The sequence below is a fragment of the Microbacterium testaceum StLB037 genome (assembly GCF_000202635.1).
Taxonomy (GTDB): domain Bacteria; phylum Actinomycetota; class Actinomycetes; order Actinomycetales; family Microbacteriaceae; genus Microbacterium; species Microbacterium testaceum_F.
Genome location: NC_015125.1, coordinates 3,598,477 through 3,616,530 on the forward strand (window position 1 = coordinate 3,598,477; position 18,054 = coordinate 3,616,530).

General features: G+C 68.1%; 15 protein-coding genes and 2 tRNA genes. 12 read left to right on the forward strand and 5 right to left on the reverse strand.

Going from position 1 to position 18,054, the window contains the following annotated elements; all coding sequences use genetic code 11:
- Nucleotides 1-17: 17 nt before the first annotated feature.
- The gene (locus MTES_RS16455; protein ID WP_013586414.1) at nucleotides 18-1,658 is read right to left on the reverse strand and encodes a glycosyl hydrolase; all 1,641 of its coding nucleotides are present in this window, start codon (nucleotides 1,656-1,658) and stop codon (nucleotides 18-20) included.
- 642 nt (nucleotides 1,659-2,300) lie between these two features.
- Between MTES_RS16455 and MTES_RS19000 the strand changes: the two genes are divergently transcribed.
- The gene (locus MTES_RS19000) at nucleotides 2,301-2,651 is read left to right on the forward strand and encodes an SdpI family protein (RefSeq protein WP_013586415.1); all 351 of its coding nucleotides are present in this window, start codon (nucleotides 2,301-2,303) and stop codon (nucleotides 2,649-2,651) included.
- Nucleotides 2,652-2,681: 30 nt separating this feature from the next.
- Here the strand turns inward: MTES_RS19000 and MTES_RS16470 are convergent.
- Nucleotides 2,682-2,752 (reverse strand) — tRNA-Gly (locus tag MTES_RS16470).
- 162 nt (nucleotides 2,753-2,914) lie between these two features.
- Between MTES_RS16470 and MTES_RS16475 the strand changes: the two genes are divergently transcribed.
- From MTES_RS16475 to MTES_RS16510, 8 genes are all read left to right on the forward strand, one after another.
- Nucleotides 2,915-2,988 (forward strand) — tRNA-Pro (locus MTES_RS16475).
- A gap of 72 nt (nucleotides 2,989-3,060) precedes the next feature.
- Entirely contained in the window at nucleotides 3,061-4,596 is a 1,536-nt protein-coding gene (gene tig, locus MTES_RS16480) for a trigger factor (RefSeq protein WP_013586416.1), read from the forward strand.
- Between the two features lie 156 nt (nucleotides 4,597-4,752).
- The gene (locus MTES_RS16485; protein WP_013586417.1) at nucleotides 4,753-5,241 is read left to right on the forward strand and encodes a tetratricopeptide repeat protein; all 489 of its coding nucleotides are present in this window, start codon (nucleotides 4,753-4,755) and stop codon (nucleotides 5,239-5,241) included.
- Between the two features lie 78 nt (nucleotides 5,242-5,319).
- Nucleotides 5,320-5,904 (forward strand): ATP-dependent Clp protease proteolytic subunit, encoded by a 585-nt coding sequence (locus MTES_RS16490; RefSeq protein ID WP_013586418.1) that lies wholly within the window; start codon nucleotides 5,320-5,322, stop codon nucleotides 5,902-5,904.
- Between the two features lie 23 nt (nucleotides 5,905-5,927).
- Nucleotides 5,928-6,590, forward strand: a complete 663-nt coding sequence (locus tag MTES_RS16495; protein WP_013586419.1) for an ATP-dependent Clp protease proteolytic subunit — start codon at nucleotides 5,928-5,930, stop codon at nucleotides 6,588-6,590.
- A gap of 197 nt (nucleotides 6,591-6,787) precedes the next feature.
- The gene (clpX, locus tag MTES_RS16500; RefSeq protein WP_013586420.1) at nucleotides 6,788-8,056 is read left to right on the forward strand and encodes an ATP-dependent Clp protease ATP-binding subunit ClpX; all 1,269 of its coding nucleotides are present in this window, start codon (nucleotides 6,788-6,790) and stop codon (nucleotides 8,054-8,056) included.
- 5 nt (nucleotides 8,057-8,061) lie between these two features.
- A complete protein-coding gene (locus MTES_RS16505; protein WP_013586421.1) occupies nucleotides 8,062-8,619 on the forward strand; it encodes a hypothetical protein in 558 nt (185 codons plus the stop codon).
- A gap of 122 nt (nucleotides 8,620-8,741) precedes the next feature.
- Nucleotides 8,742-10,079 carry an HNH endonuclease gene (locus tag MTES_RS16510; protein ID WP_013586422.1) on the forward strand — a complete coding sequence of 446 codons (1,338 nt, stop codon included), beginning with the start codon at nucleotides 8,742-8,744 and terminating at the stop codon, nucleotides 10,077-10,079.
- Between the two features lie 263 nt (nucleotides 10,080-10,342).
- Here the strand turns inward: MTES_RS16510 and MTES_RS16515 are convergent, their stop codons facing one another.
- Complete coding sequence (locus MTES_RS16515) at nucleotides 10,343-12,394, reverse strand: M3 family metallopeptidase (RefSeq protein ID WP_013586423.1); 2,052 nt, start codon at nucleotides 12,392-12,394, stop codon at nucleotides 10,343-10,345.
- A gap of 82 nt (nucleotides 12,395-12,476) precedes the next feature.
- Here MTES_RS16515 and MTES_RS16520 point away from each other — a divergent pair, with 82 nt between their 5' ends.
- Together MTES_RS16520 and MTES_RS16525 are read left to right on the forward strand one after the other, a co-directional pair.
- A complete protein-coding gene (locus MTES_RS16520) occupies nucleotides 12,477-13,070 on the forward strand; it encodes a winged helix-turn-helix domain-containing protein (RefSeq protein WP_013586424.1) in 594 nt (197 codons plus the stop codon).
- Nucleotides 13,067-13,288 carry a hypothetical protein gene (locus MTES_RS16525; RefSeq protein ID WP_043361620.1) on the forward strand — a complete coding sequence of 74 codons (222 nt, stop codon included), beginning with the start codon at nucleotides 13,067-13,069 and terminating at the stop codon, nucleotides 13,286-13,288. Before MTES_RS16520 ends, MTES_RS16525 begins: the two co-directional genes overlap by 4 nt.
- 19 nt (nucleotides 13,289-13,307) lie before the next feature.
- On the opposite strand, the gene MTES_RS16530 is transcribed toward MTES_RS16525, so the two are convergent.
- The gene (locus MTES_RS16530; RefSeq protein WP_013586425.1) at nucleotides 13,308-13,556 is read right to left on the reverse strand and encodes a hypothetical protein; all 249 of its coding nucleotides are present in this window, start codon (nucleotides 13,554-13,556) and stop codon (nucleotides 13,308-13,310) included.
- Nucleotides 13,556-16,123: a valine--tRNA ligase gene (gene valS, locus MTES_RS16535; RefSeq protein ID WP_013586426.1), complete on the reverse strand. Its 2,568-nt coding sequence runs from the start codon at nucleotides 16,121-16,123 to the stop codon at nucleotides 13,556-13,558. Before valS ends, MTES_RS16530 begins: the two co-directional genes overlap by 1 nt.
- A 317-nt stretch (nucleotides 16,124-16,440) precedes the next feature.
- Between valS and MTES_RS16540 the strand changes: the two genes are divergently transcribed.
- Nucleotides 16,441-18,054, forward strand: coding sequence for an ABC transporter substrate-binding protein (locus tag MTES_RS16540; protein ID WP_013586427.1), 1,614 nt, complete (start codon nucleotides 16,441-16,443; stop codon nucleotides 18,052-18,054).

Below are 18,054 nucleotides of genomic sequence, written 5' to 3' on the forward strand. Positions count from 1 at the left end.
GGACAACCGCCCCGCAATCAGTGAGACGCCACCTGCTCGTCGAGGAAGATCGGCACCGCCCCAACCTGGATGATCGCAGACCCGGCGCTCATTACACGCTCAGCTTTCCCGGTCGCGGAGTAGATCGTGGTCTGATCTCCCGCCGCCGTCTTGATCGTGACCGGCGTCGCGCTCTGGTCGCTGCTCGCGTATGGCTGGGTCTTCCACAGGATTCGTCGAACCTGTCCCGCATCATCGGTGAAGGTATAGGCGGCGACAGTACCGCTGAGACGGGCGACAGAGGTGAAGTGGAACCCGCTGAGTTGACGAATTGTGGTCACCATTGCCGCCGCGCCGGCCTTCGGCTGAAAAGCCACGACGTCGGACGTAGGTTGCTGAAAGAGCCCGAAGTTCTGCTCAGGCTCGTTCGGGTCGGTGCCGTCATTGATGGCGTCATACCACACCGCTTGTTGAACCGAGGGAAGAGACTTCAGCGTCGCGAACATCTGCACGAGCCCGCCAGCCGCCTGGTCCTCGTTGTCGACGCGACTGCCCTTGTCGATCGTCGGGGTGACCGGGGTGTTCGTCAGGCCCACCTCGCTGACGATGATGGGCTTCGACTGTCCATTGTTGTGTGCCTGGATCACGCTGTCCAACCGGTTGAGGCCGTTGTGGAGGTCAGTGACGTCGGGCGCGTATCCGTGGACCGAGATCATGTCCGCGTAGTTCAATCCGCCCGCGTTCGCGAAGTCGGTGAACCAGGCGATCGGGATCCCATGGGTATTGCCCGCCACGATCTTTATGTTCGGGTGTTGGGCCTTCACTCCCTGGGACACCGCCTTCACGAGCGTGGCGTAACAGGCGCCGGACTGGCAGTCGCTGGTGTTTCGGCGGGGAGTGTTGAACTCGTTCCAGACCTCGACCTTGTCAATGGACGGATTCGAGTCGATAACGGTGTTGATGTAGGAGACGAAGGCCGCGCGGCCTTGATCGGTCACAGGAGGAGACAGAATGCTCTTCGTGTCTCCGGGGTAGGCATGGGGGTTGCCGTAGCCGGCGACCAACATCATGTGCATGTCGTTGGTTTGGGCTGCCGACGCCAGCTTGGTCGCGAAATCAGGAGTGGCACGTGAGTCCGCGGTTCGTTCGACGGTTGCCCAGGGGGTTTCGTCACGGAAGTTCCGGATGCCGAGTCCCGTGACCAAAGGCATGGTCGACGCGAGTGGCCACGTCGAAGACGCGAACGTCCGCTTTCCCCAATGCGTGGCCACGGAGAAGAACGGGTCAGCTGTTTTCGGCACGTCGCCAGTGACAAGAAAATTTGCTTTCAGTGGCCCACGCCCATCGTCCACGACAAACGTGTAGAACCCCGGGTCGCGCAGAGTCGGCTCGATCTGATCGGTCATCGACGCCGCGACAGTTCCCGAGTCCACAAGGTCCCCCGACGAATCCCTCACCGACCAGTTCAGATCGCCACGCGCGTTCTGAACCGTCAGGTTGACCTCGTGAGGGGAGGCGAACAGCAACGATGGGTTCGTCAATCGGAGAGTGGCCACGGAGGAGGCACCTGCGTAGCGATCGCCCCCGAACGCTACGCAGGTGCCGAGCGCGACGACACCGGCGACCACCGCCCCCGTCAACGCCATTCCGATGACGGCGAACCCACCTTTGCTCTTCACAACCGCTCCTCGAACACTTGTAAACGCGCTAAACGTACGCAGTTCGTGCTTTGTGCCCGCTGTACGAGCGCACTCGGAGAATGAGCCGAGAAAACCAGAGCGAGGGCGTCCCCTCAAGCCCATCGGCACGCAGGGTCCGTCGGTCGGCCGTCGGCCCGGAGCCGAGCTTTCCGGCGACCTGAGCGCGCCGCTTGCACAGTCCCGCCAATCAGCACCCTTCGAGAGCGCTCTCCTCCGGTGCCCGTCCGCGCGAGCGACCATGGCGGACGACGAGCCAAAGCGCGTCGCCACTCCACTCGCTCTCGATGTCTCCGGTGTTCGCTCCGGTCGCATGCTGGATGATGTTCATAACGGACTCAGTGGTTTCCTCCAGGAGAGCTCTCGCTACCTCGGGCGAGAGCGTCGTGATCCCGAGGCGCGCACGCGCGTCCGGATGCCGGCATCCCTCCCTTCGTGCAAGCGCCTCCGCTCAGCCCGCAGGGATTCGCGGACACGTGAGCAGGCATGCTGGAAGGGTGGTCGGCGAGGGGCGGCGCTGCTCAGGTGGGCGATCGGCGTCTCGCCGCTCGAAGCGGCCATGCCGCACGGGCGAGATTTCGCCGCGATACGCCGAGTACTTCCATCCTGAGACGGAGAACGACGATGATCATTGCCATCAGCACCGCGATACCCCTCCTCGCAGCAGGTGTGTTGGTCCTGTGGACCGCTTATCGCGCGCATCGCGAGAGACTGCCGATGAACTTCTGGATCGGTATCCGCACGGCTTCGACCTTGCGGTCTGACGAAGCGTGGCGCGCGGGGCATGCCGCGGCCGCCGTTCCCATCGCGGTCGGAGGGATCGGTCTGGTCGTCGCCGCCGCGGCCGCGGTGTTCGCGACGGAGGATTACGCCGTCTACGTCGCCATGGCGGGCTGCGCCTGGATCGTCGTCTGGCTGATCATCGGTTCGGTCGGCGCAGGGAAGGCCGCGAACGACTCAGCCGAAGACGAATGACGAGGCCAGCTCGAACATGCGAAGGAGGAGAGGGGCTGACGAGAATCGAACTCGCATCATCTGTTTGGAAGACAGAGGCTTTACCACTAAGCTACAGCCCCGCATTTCCGGCGACCTCGATGAGGTTCAGCCGGAATCGGACTTCTCTACTGTACGACACCGGAGAGGTCGAGATGAACGCACCCGCGCGAGAATCGGCGCGGGCGGGTCGATCGACTAGACTTTCAGGGGTCGTTTCGTCGAACGCGCGCTGCGCGTCGCCCCGGGGCGTAGCTCAGCTTGGTAGAGCGCCCGCTTTGGGAGCGGGAGGCCGCAGGTTCAAATCCTGTCGCCCCGACGTGACGGCCCCCAGACCACAGGCCTAGCCGGCCCCCGCGTGCGCGCGGGCCACACAAGGAGAACACACCGCATGGTCAACAGCACCGTCGAGAAGCTCAGCCCGACCCGGGTCAAGCTCCACATCACGGTCTCGCCCGACGAGCTCAAGCCGAGCATCGCGCACGCCTACGAGCACATCGCCCGCGACGTGCAGATCCCGGGCTTCCGCAAGGGCAAGGTCCCCGCTCCGATCATCGATCAGCGCATGGGCCGCGGCGCCGTCATCGAGCACGCTGTCAACGAGGGTCTCGACGGGTTCTACCGCGAGGCCGTCGAGGCCCAGGAGCTGCGCGTGATCGGCCGCCCGAACGCCGAGATCATCGAGCTCCCCGACCTGAAGGACTTCTCGGGTGACCTGGTCGTCGACGTCGAGGTCGACGTCCGTCCCGAGTTCGACCTCCCCGCCTACGACAGCATCACCGTGACCGTCGACGCCGTCGAGGCCGACGAAGCCGGGATCGACGCCGAGCTCGACCGCCTGCGCGCTCGTTTCGGCACGCTCGTCACGGTCGACCGTCCCGCCGCCAAGGGCGACTTCGTCGAGCTCGACCTCGTCGCCACGATCGACGGCGCCGAGATCGACCGCGCCGAGGGCGTGTCGTACGAGGTCGGTTCGGGTGAGCTGCTCGAGGGCATCGACGAGGCCATCGACTCGCTCACCGCCGACGAAGAGACCACCTTCCGCTCGAAGCTGGTCGGTGGCGACCACGCCGGCGAAGAGGCCGAGGTCTCGGTCAAGATCACCGCGGTCAAGGAGCGCGAGCTCCCCGAGGCGGACGACGACTTCGCCCAGATGGCATCCGAGTTCGACACGATCGGCGAGCTCCGCGAGTCGCTCAGCGAGCGTGTGTCGCAGCAGGCCGTGTTCACGCAGGGTTCCGCCGCGCGCGACAAGTTCATCGACGCCCTCCTCGAGGCCGTCGAGATCCCGGTGCCGCCGCAGCTCATCGAAGACGAGGTGCACCAGCACCTCGAGGGCGAGAACCGCCTCGAGGACGACGTGCACCGCGCCGAGGTGACCGAGGCGAGCGAGAAGCAGTTCCGCACGCAGATGGTCCTCGACAAGATCGCCGAAGACGCCGACGTGCAGGTGTCGCAGGACGAGCTGACCCAGTACCTCATCCAGTCGGCCGCGCAGTACAACATGGCGCCGCAGGACTTCGTGAACGCGCTGCAGCAGGGCAACCAGCTCCCCGCGCTCGTCGGCGAGGTCGCGCGCAACAAGGCTCTCGCCATCGCGCTCGGTAAGGTCACCGTCGTCGACACGAACGGCAAGCCGGTCGACCTGACCGGTTTCGTCGCCGTCGAGGGCGAAGAAGCCGCCGAGGACGAGGTCGTCGAAGAGGCGCAGGAGATCGCGGATGCCGCGGCCGACGCGGACGCCGTCATCGACGCCGAAGAGGCTCCCGCGGCGAAGGCTCCCGCCAAGAAGCGTGCTCCCGCCAAGAAGAAGACCGCTGAGGCGCCCGTCGCCGACGAGGCTCCCACCGAGGAAGCCCCCGAGAAGGCTCCCGCCAAGAAGCGCGCTCCGGCCAAGAAGAAGGCCGACGCCGCTGACAGCGAGTAAGTCGTGATGGAGGGGGTGGATGCCACGGCATCCGCCCCCTTCTTCGTGTCCGGATGCCGTCACACACGCCGCGCGAGCCGCGTGTGTGACGGCATGTTCAGGGCGTTCGACCGGGGCGTGCGGCTCGACACGTGAACACGAGAGAAGGACGAATCCATGAGTGACTGGCAGAGCAGGGTGGATGCCGTCTGGTCCGACGACGCGCTCAGCCCCGAAGACGTGATCGTGCGCATCGACGAGCTCGCTGCCGAGCGGCCGGCCGATGATGCCCTCGCACTCTTCGAGCGCGCCGGAGCACGCGACTCGGCCGGCGTCGAAGACGAGGCGGAGCTGCTCTACCGACGCGCCCTCGCGATCGGCCTCGACGACGAACGTCGCACCCGCGCGACGATCCAGCTCGCCAGCACGATCCGCAACCTCGGCAAGACCGAGGAAGCCCTGGCGATGCTGCAGGCCGAGTATGAGCGCGAGCCCCGTGGCCCGCTGCACGATGCGGCCGCCGCCTTCTACGCCCTCGCGCTGGTGTCGAGCGGAGAGCCGGAGCGGGCGGCATCCGTCGCCCTCCAAGCCCTCGCTCCGCACCTCCCGCGCTATACCCGGTCCGTGACCGGATACGCGCGAGAAATCGCCGATGATCGCGGCTGATCCGCCCGCGGCGAACACGGCATCCCGGCTCGGAGCGCGCCGGTAGATTCGTTGCAGATCACCGGAAGAGGAGCACAAATGCCCGAACCCCTTATGGCAACGAGCGTCTTCGACAGGCTGCTGAAGGACCGCATCATCTGGCTCGGTTCGGAGGTGCGCGACGAGAACGCGAACGAGATCTGCGCGAAGATCCTCCTGCTCGCAGCCGAAGACCCGCAGAAGGACATCTACCTCTACATCAACTCGCCCGGCGGCTCGATCACGGCCGGCATGGCGATCTACGACACGATGCAGTTCGTGCCGAACGACATCGTGACCGTCGGCATCGGCATGGCGGCGTCGATGGGCCAGCTGCTGCTGACCAGCGGCACCAAGGGCAAGCGCTACATCACGCCCAACGCCCGCGTGCTGCTGCACCAGCCCCACGGCGGGTTCGGGGGAACGTCGAGCGACATCCAGACGCAGGCACAGCTCATCCTCGACATGAAGCGCCGGCTCGCCGAGATCACCGCGTCGCAGACCGGCAAGAGCGTCGAGCAGATCAACGCCGACGGCGACCGCGACCGTTGGTTCACCGCTCAGGAAGCCCTCGAGTACGGCTTCGTCGACCACATGCGCGAGCACGCCACCGACGTCACCGGCGGCGGCGGAACCGCAGCCTGAGTCGAGAGGAAAAGGACACCGATATGAACATCCCCACCTTCGGCGGCGCCGCAGCGCACATGCCCTCGAGCCGCTACGTCCTTCCTCAGTTCGAGGAGCGCACGGCCTACGGCTACAAGCGCCAGGACCCGTACAACAAGCTGTTCGAGGACCGCGTCATCTTCCTGGGTGTCCAGGTCGACGACGCCTCGGCCGACGACGTCATGGCCCAGCTGCTCGTGCTCGAGTCGCAGGACCCCGACCGCGACATCATCATGTACATCAACTCGCCCGGTGGCTCGTTCACGGCCATGACGGCGATCTACGACACGATGCAGTATGTCTCGCCGCAGATCCAGACCGTCGTTCTCGGTCAGGCCGCGTCCGCGGCATCCGTCCTGCTCGCCGCCGGCGCCCCCGGCAAGCGTCTCGCCCTGCCCAACGCCCGCATCCTGATCCACCAGCCCGCCATGGGTGAGGCCGGTCACGGTCAGGCGTCGGACATCGAGATCCAGGCCGCCGAGATCCTCCGGATGCGCACCTGGCTCGAAGAGACCATGGCGCGTCACACAGGCCAGGACGCGGCGAAGGTCAACAAGGACATCGACCGCGACAAGATCCTCTCCTCGCAGGAGGCGATGGAGTACGGCATCGTCGACCAGGTCCTCACCACGCGCAAGCGTCAGCCGGCGGCACTCACGGCCTGACACCCTCGCGTTCTCGATCACGCCCCGCAGACCCGTTCCGGTCTGCGGGGCGTCGTCGTCTTCGGCGAATGGATGCCGGGCTTCGCCCTCGGCGATCAGAACCGCACCGCGCGCGCAAATGCCCTCGGTTCGCTCGGGCACGGGTTAGGCTCGTGGCACACAGGCGTGAGGGCGCCGGGTGACGAGGAGGAACAGGCATGGCACGCATCGGAGAAAGCGCCGATCTGTTCAAATGCTCCTTCTGCGGGAAGAGCCAGAAGCAAGTTCAGCAGCTGATCGCCGGTCCCGGCGTCTACATCTGTGACGAATGCGTCGAGCTCTGCAACGAGATCATCGAAGAGCGCATGGCCGAGTCGTCGGCCGGCGAGGTCGCGGAGTTCGACCTGCCGAAGCCCCGCGAGATCTTCTCCTTCCTCGAGGAGTACGTCGTCGGCCAGGAGCCCGCAAAGCGCGCCCTCGCCGTCGCCGTCTACAACCACTACAAGCGCGTCCGCTCGCACGGTACGCTCCAGCCCGCCGAGGCCCGCGCCGAAGAGATCGACATCGCGAAGAGCAACATCCTGCTGCTCGGGCCCACGGGCTGCGGCAAGACCTACCTCGCGCAGACGCTCGCGAAGCGGCTCAACGTCCCCTTCGCGGTGGCGGATGCCACGGCCCTCACCGAGGCCGGGTACGTCGGTGAAGACGTCGAGAACATCCTGCTGAAGCTGCTCCAGGCCGCCGACTTCGACGTGAAGCGCGCCGAGACGGGCATCATCTACATCGACGAGGTCGACAAGATCGCCCGGAAGGCCGAGAACCCCTCGATCACGCGCGACGTGTCGGGCGAGGGCGTGCAGCAGGCGCTGCTGAAGATCCTCGAGGGTACGGTCGCCTCGGTTCCGCCGCAGGGGGGCCGCAAGCACCCGCACCAGGAATTCATCCAGATCGACACGACGAACGTTCTGTTCATCGTCGCCGGTGCTTTCGCCGGACTCGAAGAGATCATCTCCGCTCGTGTCGGCAAGCACGGCGTGGGCTTCGGTGCTCCGCTGCAGCGCAAGGAGGACGCCCCCGACCTCTTCAGCGAGGCGCTGCCGGAAGACCTGCACAAGTTCGGCCTGATCCCCGAGTTCATCGGTCGACTGCCCGTCGTGGCATCCGTGTCGCCCCTCGACCAGGACGCGCTGATGGAGATCCTCACGGCGCCGCGAAACGCGCTCGTGAAGCAGTACCAGCGCATGTTCGAACTCGACGGTGTGCAGCTCGAGTTCGACGAAGACGCCCTGCGCGCGATCGCCGACCTCGCCGTCGCCCGGAAGACCGGCGCGCGCGGCCTTCGAGCGATCCTCGAGGATGTGCTCGGCCCGATCATGTTCGAGGTGCCCTCGGCCGACGACATCGCCAAGGTCGTCATCACGCGCGCGGCCGTCGAGGACGGCGCGCAGCCGACCATCGTGCTGGCGCAGAAGCGCCGCAGCGCCTGACCCCAGTGGGCGGCTGGCGGGGGCGCGGCGAGTCGCTGCGAGTCCGACCGCTGTCGCTCGGTGGTCTCGCTCGCGGGGCACGTCTGATCGTCCGGGACACGCCGGAGGCGGCGCTGGCCCTCGCGCTCGATGCTCTCCGGCAGGAGCGTTTCGATGTCGGCGACGACCGCATCGCACGCGCCCTCTGCGATCGGGGGTCGGAGTGGATCGCGCAGGATGTGCGCGTCGGACACCCGAATCCGTCGTGGAACACGGGATTCATGGATGCCATGCTGTCGGACACCGTGTTGACGGTGATCCCCGGCCTCTGGCGTCGCGTCACGCCGACCCTAGTCGTCGCGAGCGCGCGTCCGCACGAGCAGGGCGCGGAGCTCGTCGTCTTCTCGCACGTGACGGTTCGCGGCTGGACCTCGTCCAACGATGCCGCTCCGCTGCTGAAGGCGGCTCTCGATCGCATCGAGGGGTCCGGCGTGGTGGTTTCCCGTGAACGGATGCACGGCATCCCCAACGACGGAGCTCCGGCCTCGCAGGCGTTCGTGCGCGAGGTGCTCGGCTGGCGATAGGCGCCAAGTCACGGGTCGGGGGAGCTTCGGCTCCTTCTGCACAGTTCGCCAGTCTCGGCATCCGTCCCGGCATCGGCGTCCGGGCCGCTCGCAATGTCGGACCCCCTCGCTAGCATGCACACATGTTCATGAACGTCTCATCGACACCCGCGGGTGGGGGGCCGCGGGCCCTGTCTGCGGTGCTGGGCGAGGTGCTCCGCGCGGGTGCGGTGGTCGCTGCGGCGGAGGTGGCGCGTATGCGTGCGTTGGCGGAGGCGGGGCATCTCGCCCTGGATGTGATGGGGGAGCGGCCGGTGTCGTCGCGGGTGGCGGAGATGGCGTTGCGGGAGGTGGCGTCCGAGATCGCGGCGGCCGAGCATGTCTCCGACCGCACGGTGCAGACCCAGATCGGTCGCGCCATGACCCTCGTCGATGACTACCCGGGCACCCTCACCGCGTGGGAGCAGGGGGCGATCACCCGCGCCCACGTGCATGCGATCCTCGAGATCGGTGCCCCCTTACCGGTAGAGGTGCGTGCCGAGTTCGACGCCCTCGCCGTGGCCACCGCCGAAGGCCTCAGCCCGGGCCGCCTCCGCACCTGCCTGGCGGTGCTGGCGGAGACCCTGCAGCCCACGACGATCACCGAACGCCACCAGCGGGGCCGTGACACCCGGTGCGTGCGGGTCGTGACCGGGCAGGACGGCATGTCCGGCCTCGTCGCCACCCTGCCCACGGTCCTGGCCGTCGGCATCTACGACCGCCTCACCCAGCAGGCTCGGGCGATCATCGACACCCGCGGTGACACCCCCCTCACGGCCACGGATGAGCGCACCACCGCGCAGCTGCGCGCGGACGTCCTCGCCGACCTCCTGCTCACCGCCGCCCCCGACGCCGATCCCACCCGCACCGACGACGGCCCCGGAACCCTCGGCGCCATCCGCGCCCGCGTCCAAGTCGTCGTGCCCGCCCTGACCATGCTCACCCCGCAGCAGGAGAACACCGACCCCGCCGAACTCGTCGGACACGGCCCCATCGACGCCGACACCGCTCGCGCCCTCGCCGAATCCACCACCACCCCCTGGGATCGCGTGATCACCCACCCCATCACCGGGGCCGTGCTGCACACCGACACCTACCACCGCACCACCGCGATCGACCGGTACCTCCGCGCCCGCGACCGCCACTGCCGATGGCCCGGATGCACCGTCCCCGCCATTCGCTCCGAAGTCGACCACACCCTCGACTACGCCCTCGGCGGCCCCACCCACATCCGAAACCTCGCCCACCTCTGCCAACGACACCACACCCAAAAACAATTCACCCGCTGGACCGTGAAACAGCTCTCCGACGGAATCCTCGAATGGACAAGCCCCACCGGCCGCACCTACCGCGACGAACCCCTCCCCTACTCACCCGCCGTCAAATTCCTCCCCGACGACCCACCCGAACCCGAACCCGAACCCGACCATGCCCCGTTCTGAACCAATCCCTCACACCGCAACGGGAATGCCCGACGCGCCCCGGCTTCGGGTGGGATGCGGGCGCACCTCGTGAGCGCTCCGCGCACAGAGGCCTGTCCCGTGGTTCCATGCCGGGCGCGGTGCCGCATCACGGGTTGCACGACAAAGCAGGGCTCACCGCACCCTTGCCTCCCGACATCAGGTGTCGGCGCGCGCTTCTCGATCCGGCACGGGTCGTCAACGGCCTCACCGGCAACGACCCGCGCCGCCGGGTGTGGCGGCTCTCAGCCGGTGAGACCTCGACGCTCCAGCAGCGGCTGGATCTCGGCATCCCGGCCCCGGAAGTCGCGATACGCGGCGAGCGGATCGGCCGAGCCACCGACGCCGAGGAGGCGCTGGCGGAAGCGGTCGCCGTTCGTCCGCGTGAGGCCGCCGTTCTCGCGGAACCACTCCACCGTGTCGGCGTCGAGCACCTCGCTCCAGATGTACGAGTAGTACCCGGCGCTGTACCCGCCCGAGAACACGTGCGCGAAGTACGTGGAAGCGTAGCGGGTGGGGACCGCGGGGTTGTCGAGCCCGATATCCGCGAGCGCCTCGGCCTCGAAGGTCGCGACGTCGATGTCGGCGGATGCCTCGTCGACGGAGAGGCCATGCCAGGCCTGGTCGATCCAGGATGCCGCGAGGTACTCGCTCGTCGCGAAGCCCTGGTTGAACGCCTCCGAGGCATGCAGGCGCTCGACGACATCGGTGGGGAGCGGCTCATCGGTGACGTTGTGACGCGCGTAGTTCGTGAGGATCTCGGGCCAGAGGATCCACATCTCGTTCACCTGGCTGGGGAACTCCACGAAATCGCGGTGGACGGCCGTACCGGCGAAGTGCGGGTAGGTGACCGTCGCGAACAGGCCGTGCAGCGCGTGCCCGAACTCGTGGAACAGCGTGGTGACCTCGTCCAGCGTCAGCAGCGTGGGCGTTCCGGGTGCGGGTTTGTTGACGTTGAGGTTGTTCACGACGACCGGAGCGGTGCCGCGCAGGCGCGACTGGGTGACGATCGAGTTCATCCACGCGCCACCGCGCTTGGTGTCCCGCGTGTAGAGGTCGAGCAGGAAGAGCCCGAGCTCGCTGCCGTCGGCGTTGTGCACCTCGAAGACGCGCACGTCCGGGTGGTACCCCTGCAGGTCGTGACGCTCGGCGATCCGCACGCCGTACAGCTGTTCCGCCGCGAAGAACACGCCGTCGCGGAGCACGCGCTCGGCCTCGAACCACGGCCGCAGCGCGGCGCGATCGAGGTCGTACTCGGCGGCGCGCACCTTTTCGGTGTAGAAGGCCCAATCGTGCGCTTCGATCCGGATGCCGTCGGGTTCGGCGAGGCGCTGGAGGGAGGCCTGCTCGGATCGGGCGTTCGCGGCGGCGGGCACAGCGAGACGGCGGAGGAGCTCGTGCACGGCCGCGGGGGAGCCGGCGGTCTGGTCGGCGAGGACCGCGGCGGCGTGAGACGGGTAGCCCAGGAGCGCGGCGCGTTCGGCGCGCAGGCGCACGATCTCGCGGAGCACTCCGCGGTTGTCGTGCGCGTTCCCGCGAACGCCACGCGACCGCGAGGCGTCGAGAAGGCGACGCCGACTCTCGCGGTTCGTGAGCGAGGCGAGATAAGGGTGCCCGGTGTACAGGGTGAGCGTGATGACGTACCGGCCGTCGAGTCCGCGGGAAGTGGCGGCTTGGGCGGCGGCCGACAGCTCGCCATCGCTCAATCCGTCGAGCTCCGAGACGTCGTCGAAGACCACGGCGAGGTCGTTCGTGTCGGCGAGAAGGTTCTTCTCGAACGTCGTCGTGAGGACGGAAAGGCGTTGGTTGAGATCGGTCAGACGCTCCTTCTCGATATCGTCCAGACCGGCGCCCGCCAGCGACATCTCGCGGTGGTGACGTTCGACGAGGTAGCGGCTCTCGGCATCCAGGTCCAGGTTCGGGAGCTGCGCGTGGACGGCGGCGATGCGCCCGAACAGAGCGGAGTCGAGCTGGATCGCATCGCTGTGCGCCGCCATGAGCGGCGCGAGCTCCTCTTCGATCGCCTGGATCTCCGCCGTGCCGTCGGCCGAGGTGACGGTGTAGAAGGTGCGCGCGACACGATCGAGCAGAGCACCGCTGCGCTCGAGAGGGAGAAGGGTGTTCTCGAACGTCGGCTCGTCCGTCTGCGCGGTGATGGCGTCCACCTCGGCCCGGTGCGCGGCGAACGCCGCGTGGAAGGCGGGCAGGTAGTGCTCAGGACGAATACTCCCGTACGGGGGCAGGTCATAGGGGAGAGCGGGCGGTGAGAGGAGGGGATTGGTCACGGCATCCGTCATTCGTCCAGCGTAGCCACGCGCTCACCGAACGGATGCAAAGAAGTGTTTGCATAAATACAGTTGCAAAGCTATCTTTGTATCCATGACCACTGATTCGCGACCCGAAGGGCGCGTCCTCGATGCGGGGGCACTCCGTGCTCTCGCGCACCCTCTGCGCGTCCGCCTCTACGACCTGCTCAGCCAGTACGGGCCACAGACAGCCAGCGGGCTGGCATCGCTGACGGGCGAGTCGACGGGGGCGACGAGCTACCACCTGAGGGCGCTGGCACGACAGGATCTGATCCGCGAGGTCCCGGGACGAGGCACCGCACGCGAGCGGTGGTGGGAGCGGCCCGCGGGAGCCGTCACCCTCGTCAATCCCGAGATGGCGTCGACGCCGACCGGCCGCGCCGTCATGGAGGCGGTGCACTCCGAGACGTTGACCCTTCGCCAACAGCAGCTGATGACCTTCATCACGCACGGCTGGGACGAAGACGAGCAGTGGCTCGACAAGAGCCTCATCTCCACCGCCAGCGCGCGGCTCACCGTCGCACAGATGGCGGAGCTCGCCGACCGGCTTCAGGCGGTCATCTCCGAGACCGTCGCCCGGTACCGCGATCAGACGGGCGAGGGCCTCCGCGTCGTCACGATGCGCGCCGACGTCTTCCCCCTGCCCGCCGAAGGAGCTGCATCATGACGACTCTCACGACCCCGCTGGCGACCGCCCCTCGCGCGCTCGCTCCCACGGCCTTCGATCGGGCGCTGCTCGCCCTCTCCCGTGCGCTCGCGCGCTTTGCCCACGGGCGCATGGAGGCGCGCGCGGCACGCCTGTCGACGGACCGCGCGCGCGGCGCCGCGCGCGACAACGGGCGTTCGCTCGTCGCCGAGGCGGAGTTCACCCTGCGAGTGCGTTGACGGGCCGGCGCCCCCGGCCTCAGGCGAACTCGTCGCCCTCGTCGTAGCGCACGACGACTTCGCCGGCGGCATCCTGCGTCACGATGACGCCCGTGTCGAGCTCGGCGACCGGACGACCCTCGAGGAAGGTCAGCGTCCAGCGCGGCGCGGGGGCGCTGAGCCCATCGGGGTTCAGCGCCTCCTCCACGGCGGCGATCTGGGCGTGCAGCGCCTCGGGAACAGCCTTCGGCGGCTGCTCACGGGCGGTCCAACGGGTTCCGAGCTGCATCAGTCCTCCTGGGGTGCGAACACGATGTCGGTGACGGCGGTGGTCTCGCCCTCGGCGAAGGCGATCGTCTCGATACGTCCCACCGCGCGCAGGTCGCCCTCCGCGAGGCGCAGCGCCTCGACGTGCGGTCCCGAGACCGTGAGCGAGGTCACCGGCGTCTTCTGCGAGGCCTTGGCCTCGGTCTTGGCGCGACGGATGCCGATGAGCGCGGCGCTCACGGCGGTGAGCACGGCCGGGTCACCCTCGATGCCGAGCGGCTCGGGCCAGGCGGCAGTGTGCACCGAGCCCTCCTCGAACCACGACCACACCTCTTCGGAGGCGAACGACAGCACGGGGGCGAACAGCCGCACGAGCGTCGACAGGGCCGTGCGCAGCGCGAGGGCCGCGGAGGCCTGACCGACGTCGGTCTGATCGTACGCGCGCTCCTTGACGAGCTCGAGGTAGTCGTCGCAGAACGTCCAGAAGAACGACTCGGTGATCTCCAGCGCGCGGGCGTGGTCGTAGGCCTCGAAGGCCGCGGTGGCATCGCGCACCACGGCATCCAGGGTCGCGAGCATCGACGCGTCGAGAGCGTGCGTGACCTCGGCGCCCTCGGGCACGGGGAACGACAGCACGAACTTCGCCGCGTTGAGCAGCTTGATCGCGAGACGGCGACCGATCTTGACCTGCGTCGGGTTCTGCGGGTCGAACGCCGCGTCGGTGCCCAGGCGGCTCGACGCCGACCAATACCGCACCGCGTCGGAGCCGTGCTGCTGGAGGATGTCGGCGGGCGTCACCACGTTGCCCTTCGACTTCGACATCTTCTTGCGGTCGGGGTCGACGATGAAGCCCGAGATGGCGGCATCCGACCAGGGGCTCCGGTCGTCTTCGAGAGCGCTCCGCAGCATCGTCGAGAAGAGCCAGGTGCGGATGATGTCCTGACCCTGGGGGCGCAGGTCGAACGGCGACACGAGGTTCCACAGCTCCTCGTCGCGCTGCCAGCCACCGGCGAGCTGCGGGGTGAGCGAGGACGTCGCCCAGGTGTCGAGGATGTCGCGCTCGGCGTCGAAGCCGCCGGCGACACCGCGCTGGTCTTCGGTGTAGCCCGGGGGCACGTCGGTCGTCGGGTCGACGGGAAGAGAGGCGAGGTCGGGCGTCAGCACGCGGGAGTAGTCGCGCTCCCCGTTCTCGTCGAGGCCGTACCAGACCGGGATCGGCACGCCGAAGAAGCGCTGACGCGACACGAGCCAGTCGCCGGTCAGACCGCTGGTCCAGTTCTCGAAGCGCACGCGCATGAAATCCGGATGCCACGACATCTCGCGACCGAGCGAGATCAGGCGCTCGCGCAGTTCGGCATCCCGCGCGCCGTTGCGGATGTACCACTGGCGCGTCGACACGATCTCGAGCGGCCGGTCGCCCTTCTCGAAGAACTTCACCGGGTGCGTGAAGGGCTTGGGGGCGCCCTCCATGTCGCCGGACTCCTGCAGGAGCTCGACGATGCGCTTCTTGGCGCTGAACACCGTCTTGCCCGCGAGTTCCGCGTACGCGGCCTTCGCGGCATCCGTCACGATCACGTCGGGGGCCTCGGCGACGATGCGACCGTCCTTGCCGATGATCGTGCGGTTGGGGAGGTCGAGCTCGCGCCACCAGATGATGTCGGTCACGTCGCCGAAGGTGCAGATCATGGCGATACCCGACCCCTTGTCCTTCTGCGCGAGGGGGTGGGCGAGCACCGGCACCTCGACGTCGAACAGCGGGGTGCGCACCGTCGTGCCGAACAGCGGCTGGTAGCGCTCGTCGTCGGGGTTGGCCACCAGGGCCACGCACGCCGGCAGCAGCTCGGGGCGGGTCGTCTCGATGAACACGTCGCCCGAGCCATCGGTCTTCGCGAAGCCGACGCGGTGGTAGGCGGCGGGCTGGTCGCGGTCTTCGAGCTCGGCCTGGGCGATCGCGGAGCGGAAGTCCACGTCCCACAGCGTCGGCGCCAGAGCCTGGTACGCCTCGCCGCGCTCGATGTTGCGCAGGAACGCCAGCTGGCTCGTGCGGATCGAGTCGTCGGAGATCGTGCGGTAGGTCTGGGTCCAGTCGACGCTGAGGCCGAGCTCGCGGAAGAGCTCCTCGAACTGCTTCTCGTCTTCGATCGTCAGCTGCTCGCACAGCTCGATGAAGTTGCGGCGGCTGATGGGCACCTGGTCGGCGGCCTTGCTGCTCTTGTTGTCGCCGCCCGCGAACGGCGGGGTGAAGTCGGCGTCGTAGGGGAGCGAGGGGTCGCAGCGCACGCCGTAGTAGTTCTGCACGCGGCGCTCGGTGGGCAGGCCGTTGTCGTCCCAGCCCATGGGGTAGAACACGGTCTTGCCGCGCATGCGCTCGAAGCGAACCTTGACGTCGGTGTGCGTGAACGAGAACACGTGACCGATGTGGAGGCTTCCGGATGCCGTCGGCGGGGGCGTGTCCACCGAGTAGACGCCCTGACGGCCGACCTCGGCCGCGCGGAGGCGGTCGAACACGTACGTGCCGCGCTCGTTCCACGCGGCATCCCACTTCTGCTCGAGGCCTTCCAGGGCGGGCTTGTCAGGGATCGTGGCCATGGGGGTACTCCTCGAGCGATATGGGCGGCACTGTGTGAGCGTGCCTGATGGGTGTGGCATCCATCGTATCGGGCCGGGGTCGTCGTGTCCGGGTTCGCGCGCGTGCGGGCGGTGTCCGGTGTGTGCACAGAGGCGGTGATGCGCACAAAGTCGGGCGATCGGGGAAGATGCCGACGGAGGTTGCGCGCATCGCGGAGGTTGCGCGCACGGCGTGGCGCGGCCGCAGTGCACGCGGCGCGGGCCGGCCGACTTTCCGCACCCGGTCCAGGAACGCGGGTAGGCTGGAGGTTCCCCATCGAAAACTCCGAGGTTCTTCTATGCCTTCTGTGCGTACGCGCCGTCTCCTCGCTGCGGTCGCCGTCGCCGCGGTCGCCGCTCTTTCCCTCTCGTCGTGTGCCGGTTCCGACCCCGCGTCCGAGGGAGACGGCGAGCTCGTCTGGGCGATCGAGGGAGCCAACCTCTCGGCCGGGCACATGGACCCGCAGACCAGCCAGCTCGACGTGTCGGCGATGGTCCAGCGCGCCGTGCTCGACTCGCTCGTGTTCCAGGAGGCGGACGGCTCGTTCTCCCCGTGGCTCGCGAGCTCGTGGGACGTCGAGGACAGCGGCGCGTCCTACGTCTTCCACCTGCGCGATGACGTCACGTTCCACGACGGCACCCCCTTCGACGCCGCAGCCGTGAAGGCGAACTTCGACCGCATCGCCGACCCCGTGACGGCCTCTGCTCAGGCGGCATCCATGCTCGGGGGCGAGCTGTACGCCGGCACCGACGTGGTCGACGAGCACACCGTACGGGTGCGCTTCTCCGAGCCCTACGCGCCCTTCCTCCAGGCGGCGAGCACGGCGCTTCTCGGCTTCTACTCGCCCGCCGTGCTGTCGTCGAAGTCCGACCAGCTCAAGGCCGGCGGACCCGACGTGAACGTCGGCACCGGCCCCTTCGAGCTCACCGAGTACACGCCCGACCAGGACATCGTGTACACCCGCAACGACGACTACACCTGGGGCCCCGACGGCGGCGGCAAGCCGGCGTTCAAGACCCTGCGCGTCGACATCCTCCCCGAGGCGTCGGTGCGCCTCGGCGCCCTGTCGAGCGGCCAGGCCGACGTCGTCACGAACCTCCCGCCGAACCTCGTGTCGCAGGTGCCGAGCGACGACACCGTCGAGTCGATCGCGTACCCCGGTCTTCCGTACTCGCTGTTCCTCAACGAGAAGTACGGGGTCTTCGCCGACCAGAACGTGCGCCAGGCCTTCACCCGCGCGATCGACGTCGACACCGCGGTGCAGGAGATCTTCTTCGGCCAGTACCCGCGCGCCTGGAGCATCCTCGGCGCCACCACGCCCGGCTACGACGCGAGCCTCGAGAACGCCTGGCCCTTCGACCCGACCGAGGCGAACGCCCTGCTCGACGCCGCCGGCTGGACAGGTCGGGATGCCGACGGCATCCGCACCAAGGACGGTCAGCGCCTCACCGCACGATGGATCGCCTGGACTCCGGTGCCGGATGACCGCGCGGCCCTCGCCAACGCGATCCAGAGCGACCTGAAGGCGGTCGGCTTCGACCTGCAGCGCGAGGTCCTGGAACCCGGCGCCTACAACGAGCAGTACGGTCCGAAGACCTTCGACGTGACCGATTGGGGCTTCTCGGGCGTCGACCCCGACCTGCTGCGCAGCCACCTCGCCACCGACGGCTTCCAGAACGCGTCGCAGGTCAGCGACCCCACGCTCGACGCCCTGCTCGAGAAGGGCGCGTCGACGACCGATCAGACCGCGCGCAACGCGATCTACGCGCAGGTGCAGCAGTGGAATCTCGAGCACGCCGCGATCGTGCCGCTGTACAGCCCCGCGCTGATCAGCGCGGTCACCCCGCGGGTGTCGGGGCTCACCTTCGACCTGTACGGTCGTCCGCTGTTCGCCACGGCCTCCGTCGGCTGA

Bases quoted from the DNA above. Each gene is read 5' to 3' on its own strand.
- MTES_RS16525 (WP_043361620.1), top strand. From the start codon at position 13,067: ATGACGACTCTCACGACCCCGCTGGCGACCGCCCCTCGCGCGCTCGCT.
- MTES_RS19000 (WP_013586415.1), top strand. From the start codon at position 2,301: ATGATCATTGCCATCAGCACCGCGATACCCCTCCTCGCAGCAGGTGTG.
- MTES_RS16540 (WP_013586427.1), top strand. From the start codon at position 16,441: ATGCCTTCTGTGCGTACGCGCCGTCTCCTCGCTGCGGTCGCCGTCGCC.
- MTES_RS16495 (WP_013586419.1), top strand. From the start codon at position 5,928: ATGAACATCCCCACCTTCGGCGGCGCCGCAGCGCACATGCCCTCGAGC.
- MTES_RS16490 (WP_013586418.1), top strand. From the start codon at position 5,320: ATGCCCGAACCCCTTATGGCAACGAGCGTCTTCGACAGGCTGCTGAAG.
- MTES_RS16515 (WP_013586423.1), bottom strand. From the start codon at position 12,394: ATGACGGATGCCGTGACCAATCCCCTCCTCTCACCGCCCGCTCTCCCC.
- MTES_RS16510 (WP_013586422.1), top strand. From the start codon at position 8,742: ATGTTCATGAACGTCTCATCGACACCCGCGGGTGGGGGGCCGCGGGCC.
- MTES_RS16530 (WP_013586425.1), bottom strand. From the start codon at position 13,556: ATGCAGCTCGGAACCCGTTGGACCGCCCGTGAGCAGCCGCCGAAGGCT.
- valS (WP_013586426.1), bottom strand. From the start codon at position 16,123: ATGGCCACGATCCCTGACAAGCCCGCCCTGGAAGGCCTCGAGCAGAAG.
- tig (WP_013586416.1), top strand. From the start codon at position 3,061: ATGGTCAACAGCACCGTCGAGAAGCTCAGCCCGACCCGGGTCAAGCTC.
- clpX (WP_013586420.1), top strand. From the start codon at position 6,788: ATGGCACGCATCGGAGAAAGCGCCGATCTGTTCAAATGCTCCTTCTGC.
- MTES_RS16485 (WP_013586417.1), top strand. From the start codon at position 4,753: ATGAGTGACTGGCAGAGCAGGGTGGATGCCGTCTGGTCCGACGACGCG.
- MTES_RS16520 (WP_013586424.1), top strand. From the start codon at position 12,477: ATGACCACTGATTCGCGACCCGAAGGGCGCGTCCTCGATGCGGGGGCA.